This window comes from Brevundimonas sp. UBA5936 (genome assembly GCA_002430835.1).
Classification (GTDB): Bacteria; Pseudomonadota; Alphaproteobacteria; order Caulobacterales; family Caulobacteraceae; genus Brevundimonas.
In genome coordinates, this window is sequence record DJDA01000046.1 from 39,663 (window position 1) to 50,847 (window position 11,185).

The following is an 11,185-nucleotide window of genomic DNA, read 5'->3' on the forward strand; positions in this document are numbered from 1 at the left end:
CATAAAATAAGGAAGGCGGCGGATATCATGTCCGCCGCCTTTTTTGTGTTTAGAATTTAATGGGACGTCTTTGATTCCAGGCTTGGGAAGGGCTTGCCCTATTTTCGCTATTGGCGGCGCGCTCTCACTGCGGGGCTGTCGCCGACCTTAAGCATATAGCTGCCGACGGCGGCGCGACGAATGCGGACAGGCATGCCCTCTCGAGGGCGGAAATTGAGCGCTGTCGTGTCTACCTGTCGCCAGACGGAGCCGTCAGCAAGGCGGAAGACCCAACCGTCGTTTTGGCTGGCGCTGACCAGAGTGGTCTCGACGGCTTCGAGCGCGGTACCCCCGGACATCATGTCGGGGATGTTGGGAACGGCAAACCCAAACAGGGCCCTTCGGGTCTCTTCGACGCGAGCGCGGGGCATGATGATGACGGCGCCGCTTTGTTCGGCGCTCCTGAGGCGAGCGGTTTCGCGGTCGAAGCAGGCGAGGCGATCCGCGTCAGGCGTCACTGCCGAGCAAGCCATCAGGTTCTGGTACTCGGCAGAAACCTGAGTTTCTTGTGGCAGGGGCGCGGTTGCTGCGCCGATCGTTAGCCAGGAGGCGAAAATTTCTACAAACAACGACGTTTTCCTGAATTATTTTTTGTCACAACGCGGCAAGGGTGGGTTTAATTTCTGACACTCGAGAGGCTGTAGCGTGGCTTTTCTGCGACAATCCGGTTCAGAGGGGCTCTCGGGCGGCAAAAATATGAGGCTTTTGTGGCGGCTCAGTCTATCAGCGCAATCGTGGTTGCCCACTCCGGACGACCATGAGTGATGGGGGAGGCAGAATCCGACAGGAGTCGTGTTCGGTTCTTCTTCTTATTTGGAGGTGTAAAAGTGCGATTTCCAGTAAATCGTAAGCGTCTGCTTTCTACGACTATGATTGCCGGTGCGGCCGCTATGGGCCTGGCCATGCCGGCTGTGGCCCAGGAAAACGATCAGGTCAGCCAAGTTAGCGACATCGTCGTCACCGGGTCGCGTATCGCCCGCCAAGATTACAAGTCGAGCAGCCCCATCGTGACTGTCAGCGCGGAAGATTTCCAAGCGACGGGCGCTGTCACGATCGACTCGTTGATGAACGACATGCCGCAGTTCACGCCGTCGGTTTCGTCGACCTCGAACAACCCGTCGAACGGCGGTCAGGCCAACCTGGACCTGCGCAGCCTGGGTTCCAAGCGCACCCTGGTTCTGATGAACGGCCGTCGCCTGGTGCCGTCGAACTCGGACGGCTCGGTTGACGTCAACCTGATCCCGACGGCTCTGATCAAGTCGGTTGAAACCATCTCGGGCGGCGCTTCGGCGGCCTATGGTTCGGACGCCGTCGCCGGCGTGGCCAACTTCATCATCAACGACAGCTTCGAAGGCGTGCAGATCGACGCCCAGTACGGTCAGACGGACCGTAATGACGGCGAGACCGAAAGCTACTCCCTGACCATCGGCGGCAACTTCGCCGACGACAAGGGTAATGCGGTCATCTCGATCAACCGTTCGACGCGTGCGATGATCTATAACGGGGATCGAGAATTCGCCGCTATTTCTGGTGGTTCGGGAACGACGCCGCTGGGCTCAACGACATTTGACGCTAACAATCTGCCGAGCGACGCTCTCTTTAAACAGTACTTTAATAGCCAGGAAGCTAAGAACACGGGCGCCATTGGTTACAACGCCGATGGAACTCTGTTTGCACACCAAGGCGCCTTGGGCTTCAAGAGCCCGGGTGGTATTGAGTATGATGGTTTCCATGTCCCGGGTTCGAACTATGTGTTCAACACTGGTGCGCTGAATTACTTGCAGCTCCCGTTAGAGCGCTGGAACGTTTACTCGAGCGCGCGCTACAAGGTGAATGACAACGCCGAATTCTACGGCAATGCCCTCTTCAACCAGTATGTTGCGGATCAAGAACTGGCCGCCACGCCAGCCTCCAGCAACACCGGCTTCCGCGTGCCGTCAACCAACCCGTTTATCGGTGCGGACTTGCGTGCGCTGTTGGACTCGCGCGCCAACCCCAACTCCTCGTTCCAGCTGAGCAAGCGCTTCACGGATTTGGGCGGCCGCCACGCCAGCTATGACTACAACGTCTACCAGGTTACGGGTGGTATCCGTGGTCAGGTGCCGCAAAGCTCCTGGACCTATGACGTCTATGCATCGTTCGGCCGCGTCAGCGCCAACGAAACGCAGACGGGCAACGTGTCGCGCTCGTCCGTGCAGACTCTGCTGGATGATCCGTGGGGCGGCGCCGGCAATGGCGTAGACGAAGCAACGATGCTGTGTGAGGGCGGCTTCAACCCCTTCGGTTTGGCTCCGATTTCAGCTAGCTGCCTTAACTATATCGGGCGTACCTCGCGCACGGCGACTACGGTCGAGCAGAATGTGATCGAGGGCACCCTGCAAGGTAAGGCGTTCGACTTGCCGGCTGGTGAAGTCCGCGTCGCCATGGGGGTTCAGTATCGCGAGAACAGCTACCGCTTTGACACGGATCCTTCGCTAGGGAAGGAAAACCCGACTGTGGATCACCTCGGCGCTGATGGTCTGCCGGATGGCGGTCAAATCGGCGGCTCTGAGATCGCTGGTTTCAACCCGTCGCCGTCGGTGAACGGCAGCGTCAACTCGATCGACCTGTTCGGCGAAGCTCTGGTACCGCTGCTCTCGAACCTGCCGTTCATCCAGCAATTGGATATGACGCTGGGCTACCGCTACTCCGACTACAGCTCGATCGGCGGCACCCAAGCCTATCGTGCTGACCTGGATTGGACCATCATTGACGGTCTGCGTCTGCGTGGTGGTTACAACCGCGCCGTTCGTGCACCTTCGGTTGGTGAGCTTTATTCGCCGCTGGGCACGAACTACATGGCTATTGGCCAGGCCAATGCTGCGGCCCCCGGTGGCGATCCTTGCGACAGTAACGGGTTCTATATGAAGGGCCCGAACGCCGCTCAGGTGAAGCAGCTGTGTATCGCTCAAGGTATCGCTAACCCTGACAACTTCGTTTACGTTGACAATCAAGTTGCTGGCAAGGAAGGCGGGAATCCTGGGCTGTCAGAAGAGACAGCTGACACTTGGTCGTTTGGTGTTGTCTATCAGCCGCGCTTCGAGTCGGCGCTGTTCTCGAATATGTCGTTCGCGATCGATTACTATAACATCGAAATCGAAGACGTGATCTCCAGCATCTCGGCCGCTGACATGCTGAAGGGGTGCTTCAACGGTGCGGGTGAGAACCCGACCTACGATCCGAACAATTCTTACTGCCAGATGTTCGACCGTAACCCGTTGAGCGGCGCTATTTTCAACGCCACCTCCAACCTGGAGAACCTGGGCGTTCTGAAGACGGCCGGCGTCGACGCCCAGTTCGACTGGCGCTTCGACCTGATGGACCTGGGCGCTCCGGATTGGGGCACGCTGAACTTCAACGCTGTGGTCAGCTGGCTGGCCGAGCGTGAAGACAGCGTCGTCGCCGGCGGCGCGTTCACGGACCGCAAGGGCACCATCTCGGACGATTTCGGCAACACCTTCCCTGAGTGGAAGTCGCTGGCGTCGGTCGATTGGGCCAAGGGGCCGTTCTCGGCCACGGCGCGTTGGCGCCGGGTTGGCGAGATGACCATCTACGGTTCGGACGAGAAGCTCGATGCGACTCACTACTTCGACCTGATGGGCAGCTGGGCTCTCAACGACACGGTCTCGCTGCGTGCGGGCGTGAACAACGTCGGCGATCAGCAGCCGCGCGTCTGGGATCCGGGCGTGCAGGCGAACACCGATCCGTCGACCTACGACGTGCTCGGCCGCCGCTACTTTGTCGGCCTGACCGCTCGCTTCTAAGCCAAGCGGTTTGAGTAGGGATGGGCGGCGGGTCATGGATCCGCCGCCCATTTCTTTGGATGCTATTCAAGTTGCGACCAGAAAGGGGCTGTAGCCTCTGGGCGTGAGCAGGCCCTGACGGCTTGCTGGGATGTGGTGGTCTGATCGCGCCGGTGCTTGGCCGGGAATTTGCTGCGCAACACGACGCCATGCGGCGCGGCGGGTATGAAGCAACTTGTTGAGCGTAGTGTATGGCGCGCACGACGACGGCGCCTGCGTTCAATCTAAATTATCGGAGTATGGAGAGCGGTGGCGCGCCACTCCCTCATTTCTGAGAAGGAGTGGCGCGAGTGACGGGGCTCGAACCCGCGACCTCCGGCGTGACAGGCCGGCACTCTAACCAACTGAGCTACACCCGCGTTTCTCTCCCCGCGAGGAGGAGAGGAGGGGCGAATACGGTTCGACGCGCTTTCGGTCAAGCGCATTGTGGCGCTTTTGCTAAAAAATCTGCGAATTCAGACTCTAGCGGCCGCAATCCAGGCCGTCGGCGTTGGGTGGAGCCGCGCCGCCGACGCCGAGCGCCTTCTGCATGAAGACGACGTCGCGCCAGCCGTCGAACTTCCACCCGGCGTCGCGGAAGGCGCCGACGTGGGCAAAGCCCGCCGCTTCATGCAGGGCGATGGAGCCTGTGTTGGCGCTGTCGCCGATCACCGCCACCATCTGACGCATGCCCAGGGCCTCGCAGGCGCTGAGCAGGGCGTGCAGCAGCGCCTTGCCGACGCCCCGTCCGCGAAACGCTTCGGCGACGTAGATCGAATCCTCGACCATGAAGCGATAGGCCGCGCGCAGACGATAGGGGGCGGCATAGGCGTAGCCCGCGACCGCTCCATCGATCTCGGCGACCAGGACAGGCAGGCCCAGCGCGGCCGGCGCGGCCAGTCGAGCGCGCATCTCGCCGGCTGAGGGGACGTCCAGTTCGAACGTCCCCGTGCCGTGCAGCACGCTGTCGGCGTAGATGGCCGTCACGGCCGCCAGGTCGGCCTCCGAGAACGGCCGGACGATCACGCCTTCTCCCAGCCCTTCTCGACCGCCCAGACGGCGAAGGCGTAGTCATGGGCGATGTCCTTCAGATAGTCGAAGCGGCCCGACGAGGCGAAGTGACCCGCCTCCATATTGATCTTGAGCAGCACCGGCTTGCCGGAGGTCGAAGCCGGTCGCAGCTTGGCGACCCACTTCTCCGGCTCCCAATAGGTGACACGCGGATCGGATAGACCGCCGGTCGCCAGCAGGGCCGGATAGGGTTTGGATTCGATCTGGTCGTAGGGGCTGTAGCTCAGCATGTAGTCGTAGGCGGCCGCGTCCTCGAGCGGATTGCCCCATTCAGGCCATTCCGGCGGGGTCAGGGGCAGGCTGGTGTCGCTCATGGTGTTGATGACGTCGACGAAGGGCACGCCGCCGATCACGCCGGCCCACAAGTCCGGCCGCATATTGGTGACGGCGCCCATCAGCAGGCCGCCCGCCGAGCGGCCCTCGGCGACGATGTTGCCGGCCTTGGTGTAATTCTGCGCAATCAGGTGGTCAGCGGCGGCGATGAAGTCGGTGAAGGTGTTCTTCTTGGTGAAGCGCCGGGCGGTCAGGAACCAGTTCCAGCCCTTGTCCGAACCGCCGCGGATGTGGGCGATGGCGTAGATGAAGCCGCGATCGACCAGCGACAGTCGGTTGGTCGCGAAACTAGCCGCCATCGGGATGCCGTAGGAGCCGTAGCCGTAGAGCAGCAGGGGCGCCGAGCCGTCGACCGGCGTGTCCTTGCGGCGCAGCACCGTCACCGGGACTAGTTCGCCGTCAGCGGCGGGGGCGTTCAGCCGCTCGACCACATAGTCCGCCGGATTGTGGCCCGAGGGGATTTCCTGAACCTTGCGCAGGGTGCGTTCCCGCGTCTTCAGATCGTAGTCATAGGTGGACGTCGGCGTGGACGGCGAGTTGTAGCCATAGCGCATGACCGTGGTGTCGAACTCCGACGCGCCGCCCAGCGACAGGGCGTAGGCGGGCTCGTCCACGGCGATCTCATGCTCGGCGCCGGCGCGATCGCGGATAACGATCTTCGTATTGGCGTCGGCGCGTTCCTGGCGGCCCAGATAGTCCTTCACCAGGGCCACGCCCTCGATGAAGCGGCCCGGCGCGTGGGCGATCAGGTCTTTCCAGTTCGCCTTGGCGGGGGTCGCGGTGGGCGCTTCGACGACCTTGAAGTCGATGGCGTCGTCGGCGTTGGTGCGGATCACCCAGCGGTCGCCCCAGTGGTCCAGGTCATACAGGCGGCCCACATGGCGCGGCTCGGCCACCACGGGCGCGGCCGTGGGGTTGGAAGCCGGGATGATGCGGCTTTCCGAGGTTTCCTGGTTGCCGATGGAGATGACGATGAAGGCGTCGTCGGCGGTGCGGCCGACGCCCTGGAACATGCCCTCGTCGGCTTCTTCATTGACCAGGGCGGTTTCGCCGCCGCGCGCCGGGCGACGGAAGATCTTGTCCGGGCGGCCGTTGTCGTCGCGGTTGGTCCAGAAGATCCACTGGCTGTCGGGTGAGAAGGTGAAGTTGGCGCTGGCAGATTCGATCGGGTTGGGCAGCACCTCGCCGGTGGCCAGATCCTTCACATAGATCTTGTAGACTTCGGACCCTTGAGCGTCCTCGGCATAGCCGAACAGGGCGTGGTCGGGGCTGTGTTCGGTCGCAGAGACTTCCGAATAGGCCTTGCCCTCGGCCAGCTTGTTGCAGTCCAGAAGGATGGTCTCGCCATCAGTCTTACCGCGCGGGCGACGGCAATAGAGCGGGTGCTGGTCGCCGGTGTTGTAGCGGACGTAATATTCCCACGGTCCGTCGGCGGCGGGGACGGAGCTGTCGTCCTCCTTGATGCGGCCCTTCATCTCCTCGAACATCTGCGCCTGAAGCGGCAGGGTCGAGGCCATCATGGCCTCGCGATAGGCGTTCTCGGCGGTCAGGTGCTCCTTGACGTCGGCCTTGATCAGCGACGGGTCACGCAGCACGGCCTGCCAGTTGTCGTCCTTCATCCACTGATAGTCGTCGACGCGGACGCGGCCCAACTGCTCGATGCGGACGGGGACTTTCTTGGCGACGGGCGGCGTGGGTTTGGACATCGAGGCTCCGGTACTCTGGCGGGCAAGGGCGGGGGAGGCGGCGACCAAGCCGACGGCGGCGGTCGAGGCGATCAGTTCACGGCGGTTCATGGCGTGGGCTTCCCCCTGGAATATGATTTGAGCCGGACCTTGTGCCCGGCGACGCTCGGCGTCAAATGGCGTCATGATCATTCAGGATCTTCCGCCCGAACAACCCGCCGTCGTCGCCGCCCCGCCGCCCGAATGGGATCTGACGGTCGGGGTGATCAACGCCACCGTGCAACTGGATCAGGCCATCAGCAACGGCCAGAGGAAGGTCGGCACGGGCTTTCTGATCGCCGCGCCCCGGCCTGACGGCGCGCCGCGCGTGGTGCTGGTGACGGCGCAACACGTGCTTGACGTCATGCCCGGCAATGAGGCGCGGATCGGCTGGCGCACGGCCGAGGCGGACGGCGCCTGGAAGTTCACGCCGGGAACCCTGGCGATCCGCGACGCCGGCGGTGCGCCGCTGTGGACCGCGCACCCGGAACGTGACGTGGCGGTGATGGAGATCACGGCGCCGTCCGCCTTCGCCCAGGCGGCCATCCCTGCGGGATGGTTGGCTGACGCTGAGGCCTTCGATCGCTGGCGCATGGGGCCGGGGGACGAACTGCTGGCGCTGGGCTATCCGCATGGCCTGTCGGCCAATCGGGCGGGCTTTCCGATCCTGCGCCTGGGTCGGATCAGCTCATGGCCGCTGACGCCGATCCGGCACTTCCCGATCTTCCTGCTCGACTTCGTGGTCGCCCAGGGCAATTCCGGCGGCCCGGTCTTCTGGACGCCAGCTGCGCGCCGCGTGCCGGGGGCGCCCGTGCCGGAGCATCCCTTCATAGCGGGAGTGCTGGTTCAAGAAGTGCAGGGCGGCGGCGAAGGCATGGACCTGGGCGTCGTCGCCCACGCCCAATATGTGCGCGAGGCCATCGCCCTGCTGGATCAGTCGGCGGGTTGACGCGTCGGAAACGGCTCGTCGTCGCGCAGTCGCCAATGCTCCGGGGTGTCGGGCTCTTCGGGGTAGTCCGCCCCGCAGTCAAAGCGCGCGCAATAGTCTGCTTGAATACGCCAGGCAGAGGCGAGGACGCCTTCGCCAGCCTCCGCGTCGCGCATCAATTCCTGTATCTCCGGCTCATCGAAATATAAGGCGAATTCGAGAGGCCGCGAGGTTTCGGTTAGGGCGATCATCCGGGCCATCATACGGATATTCAGGGCGCGCGCCTGTCGCGTGGAAATGCCGTGTTCCTGGTAGAGCCTGCGGATAAAGGCCGCCTTTTCGGGCTCCACCTCTGTAGCCAGAGCCGCCTCGAGAGCGGGGGGAATGAGGTCGTCGCTGGGCTCTTCCTTACGCATAGCGCTGATTTCATCCGATGTCCGGGTCGCCAGTTCGACCTGCTCCGGGGTGGGAGTCGGTCCCGTCCAGCTATCCGCCGGCTGCAGCAGGGGGATCATGTCCGAACCAAAAGGCAGTCTGACCGAAAAGCTCAGATTCTCGGGCGTGTCGCCGGGCCAGTTCGCCTTGATGCGGCCGCGCTTGACCACTTCGACGGCGTGTTGTTCCAGGCCAAGGCCAGCTGGACGTGCCTTTACGACACATTCGCGCGCACGGCCTTCGGCGTCGGCCACGCAGATGACCACGGCCTTGCCGGTCAGGCCGAGGGATTGCAGCGTCTCGGGAAAATCAGTCTCGGTCGGCGCCGGGAGAACGGACCAGGATACGCGGGGGGTTTCGGGTTGCCGCTCTGTTTTGTCGGAGGCCTGAGCCAAGGCAAGACCGGACGTGAGGATTATGGTTGGCAAGATCATCTAAAAAGAGCCTCCTGCATCGCAGGATGCAGGAGGCCTTATCGTTTGAATAGTCTTGGCGAGGGGATCAGCCCGCCAGGGCGTCGACGCTCATCCTTTGCAGCAGGTCGCCGCCCTGGCCGACGGCGGCCAAACGGCTGGAGACGTGGCCCAGGACGTTGGCGGCGTAGACTTCATAGAGGTCCAGTTTGCCCTGCAGCCACACGGCGTCGCCGTCATTGGCGTCCAGCTTCGCCTTGGCGGCAAGAGCGCCCTTGGCCAGCATCCAGCCGCCGACCACGTCGCCCATCAGCTTCAGATAGGCGTCGGCGCCGGCCAGCACATCGGCCGCGCGGGCCGGGTCCGACTTGGCGTCCAGCAGCCACAGGGTGGCGTCCTTGACCGCCTCGATGGCGGTGGCGAAACGCTCGACCGGCTTGCCGGTATAGAGGCGGTCGATCTGGGCCAGCGTGGCCTTCATCTCGGCGATCAGGGCCTTGGCCGATTCGCCGCCGTCCATCGACAGCTTGCGGCCCACCAGATCCATCGCCTGAATGCCGTTGGTGCCTTCGTAGATCGGGGTGATGCGGGCGTCACGATAGTATTGAGCGGCGCCGGTCTCCTCGATGAAGCCCATGCCGCCGTGGACCTGAACGCCCAGCGAGGCGACTTCGCAGCCGACGTCGGTGGACCAGGCCTTGGCGATCGGGGTGAACAGGTCTTCACGACCCTTCCATGCCTTGCGCTCTTCTTCGGTGGCGGCGTGGCGGGCCAGGTCGGCGGCGATGCCGGTCGACAGGCAGATGGCGCGCGCGGCGGCGACCTTGGCCTTCATCACCGACAGCATCCGGCGAACGTCGGGGTGATCGAAGATCGGGGCGTCCTTCTCGCCGGTCCAGACGCTGCGACCCTGACGGCGCTCCAGCGCATAGGCCAGGGCGTGCTGATAGGCGCGCTCGGCGACGCCGACGCCCTCGACGCCGACGGCTAGGCGGGCGGCGTTCATCATGACGAACATATGGGCCAGACCCTGGTTCGGCTGTCCGACCAGTTCAGCGCGGGCGCCCTCATAGCTCATGACGCAGGTGGGCGAGGCGTGGATGCCCAGCTTGTGCTCGACGCCGACCGGGCGGAAGGCGTTGCGCTCGCCCAATGAGCCGTCGGCGTTGACCGCGAACTTGGGCGTCAGGAACAGGCTGATGCCCTTGGGCCCCGCAGGCGCGTCGGGCAGGCGGGCCAGCACCAGGTGGACGATGTTGTCCGTGGCGTCGTGATCACCCCAGGTGATGAAGATCTTCTGGCCGGTCAGGGCGTAGGTTCCGTCGCCGTTGGGAACCGCCGTCGCCGTCAGGGCGCCCAGGTCGGACCCGGCGTGCGGTTCGGTCAGCACCATGGCGCCGGTCCATTCGCCCGAGACCAGCTTGGGCAGATAGGTCGCCTTCTGATGTTCGTTGCCGACCTGCTCCAGCGCCTCGATGGAGGCCAGCGACAGCATGGGGCACAGGCCGAAGGCCATGTTGGCGGCGTGGACGGTCTCATAGGCCGCCAGCTCCAGCGCCTTGGGCAGGGCCTGTCCGCCGGCCTCGACCGAGGCGGTTAGGCTGGTCCAGCCGCCCGCCGCGAACTGCTGATAGGCGTCGGCGAAGCCGGGGGCGGCCGTCACGGCGCCGTTGGCGTATTTGGCGCCCGCCTGATCGCCGGGGCGGTTCAGCGGGGCCAGAACCTCTTCGGAAAACTGACCGGCGGCGTCCAGCACGGCCGAGGCGACATCGGCGTCGTAATCGGGAAAGGCGCCGGTCGCCGCCACCTGGCCGATCCCGGCCACGGCGTCGAGGGCGAAGGCGATGTCACGGACGGGGGCGCGGTAGCTCATCGGTTATCCTCAGAAAGACGTTGCGCTTCTGTCGGCCGCCGCGCCCTTGGGCGCAAGCCTGCTTGGACTTTGGTCGAGATTCCGCGCACTGTGGCCCTCTGTTTGAACGGCTGACGCCGCGTAAGGAAAGGCCGACCGTGCCCGCCGACCGAGCCGCCAGGGGCGACAGCCCCGAAATCGCCGCCGAGGCGCTGAAAACGGGGCGTCTGGTCATCCTGCCCACCGAGACGGTCTATGGGCTGGCGGCGGACGCCTCCAACCCGCAGGCGGTGGCGCGAATCTTCGAGGCCAAGGGACGGCCGCGCTTCAATCCTTTGATCGCCCATGTCGCCAACGCCGTGGACGCTGAGGCGATCGCCGTATTCGACGCCAAGGCGCGGGCTCTGGCCGAGGCCTTCTGGCCCGGGCCGCTGACCATTGTGGCCCCGGTGCGCGATCGCGAGCGGGTGTGCGATCTGGCGCGGGCGGGGCTGGACAGCGTGGCCGTGCGCGTGCCGGGCCAGCCGCGCGCGCGGGCGGTCATCGCCGCGTTCGGCGAGCCGGTCGTC

General features: G+C 64.3%; 8 protein-coding genes and 1 tRNA gene. 3 read left to right on the plus strand and 6 right to left on the minus strand.

Annotated features, from left to right (window positions below; genetic code table 11):
* Nucleotides 1–107: 107 nt before the first annotated feature.
* Nucleotides 108–608 carry a hypothetical protein gene (locus B2Y21_RS05110; protein WP_292057606.1) on the minus strand — a complete coding sequence of 167 codons (501 nt, stop codon included), beginning with the start codon at nucleotides 606–608 and terminating at the stop codon, nucleotides 108–110.
* 333 nt (nucleotides 609–941) lie between these two features.
* Here B2Y21_RS05110 and B2Y21_RS05115 point away from each other — a divergent pair, with 333 nt between their 5' ends.
* Nucleotides 942–3,842, plus strand: coding sequence for a TonB-dependent receptor domain-containing protein (locus tag B2Y21_RS05115; RefSeq protein ID WP_292057607.1), 2,901 nt, complete (start codon nucleotides 942–944; stop codon nucleotides 3,840–3,842).
* Nucleotides 3,843–4,163: 321 nt separating this feature from the next.
* Here B2Y21_RS05115 and B2Y21_RS05120 read toward each other — a convergent pair.
* The 3 genes from B2Y21_RS05120 to B2Y21_RS05130 form a co-directional block, all read right to left on the minus strand.
* Nucleotides 4,164–4,240: transfer RNA gene (locus tag B2Y21_RS05120), tRNA-Asp, on the minus strand.
* A gap of 103 nt (nucleotides 4,241–4,343) precedes the next feature.
* Nucleotides 4,344–4,886: a GNAT family N-acetyltransferase gene (locus tag B2Y21_RS05125; RefSeq protein WP_292057609.1), complete on the minus strand. Its 543-nt coding sequence runs from the start codon at nucleotides 4,884–4,886 to the stop codon at nucleotides 4,344–4,346.
* Entirely contained in the window at nucleotides 4,883–7,060 is a 2,178-nt protein-coding gene (locus tag B2Y21_RS05130; protein ID WP_292057610.1) for a S9 family peptidase, read from the minus strand. The genes B2Y21_RS05125 and B2Y21_RS05130 overlap by 4 nt, the downstream gene beginning before the upstream one ends.
* A gap of 73 nt (nucleotides 7,061–7,133) precedes the next feature.
* Between B2Y21_RS05130 and B2Y21_RS05135 the strand changes: the two genes are divergently transcribed.
* Entirely contained in the window at nucleotides 7,134–7,937 is an 804-nt protein-coding gene (locus B2Y21_RS05135; protein WP_292057613.1) for a trypsin-like serine peptidase, read from the plus strand.
* Here the strand turns inward: B2Y21_RS05135 and B2Y21_RS05140 are convergent.
* Both B2Y21_RS05140 and B2Y21_RS05145 read right to left on the minus strand, forming a co-directional pair.
* Nucleotides 7,922–8,785, minus strand: coding sequence for a hypothetical protein (locus B2Y21_RS05140; RefSeq protein ID WP_292057615.1), 864 nt, complete (start codon nucleotides 8,783–8,785; stop codon nucleotides 7,922–7,924). The genes B2Y21_RS05135 and B2Y21_RS05140 overlap by 16 nt on opposite strands.
* 67 nt (nucleotides 8,786–8,852) lie before the next feature.
* On the minus strand, nucleotides 8,853–10,637 hold the full coding sequence (locus B2Y21_RS05145; protein ID WP_292057618.1) for an acyl-CoA dehydrogenase: 1,785 nt from the start codon (nucleotides 10,635–10,637) through the stop codon (nucleotides 8,853–8,855).
* 137 nt (nucleotides 10,638–10,774) lie between these two features.
* Here B2Y21_RS05145 and B2Y21_RS05150 point away from each other — a divergent pair.
* Nucleotides 10,775–11,185, plus strand: a 411-nt coding sequence (locus B2Y21_RS05150; protein ID WP_292057622.1) for an L-threonylcarbamoyladenylate synthase, incomplete at its 3' end; no start/stop codon positions are given.

Coding starts and splice junctions, on each gene's coding strand:
- B2Y21_RS05145 (WP_292057618.1), bottom strand. CDS start 10,637: ATGAGCTACCGCGCCCCCGTCCGTGACATCGCCTTCGCCCTCGACGCC.
- B2Y21_RS05130 (WP_292057610.1), bottom strand. CDS start 7,060: ATGAACCGCCGTGAACTGATCGCCTCGACCGCCGCCGTCGGCTTGGTC.
- B2Y21_RS05135 (WP_292057613.1), top strand. CDS start 7,134: ATGATCATTCAGGATCTTCCGCCCGAACAACCCGCCGTCGTCGCCGCC.
- B2Y21_RS05115 (WP_292057607.1), top strand. CDS start 942: ATGCCGGCTGTGGCCCAGGAAAACGATCAGGTCAGCCAAGTTAGCGAC.
- B2Y21_RS05140 (WP_292057615.1), bottom strand. CDS start 8,785: ATGATCTTGCCAACCATAATCCTCACGTCCGGTCTTGCCTTGGCTCAG.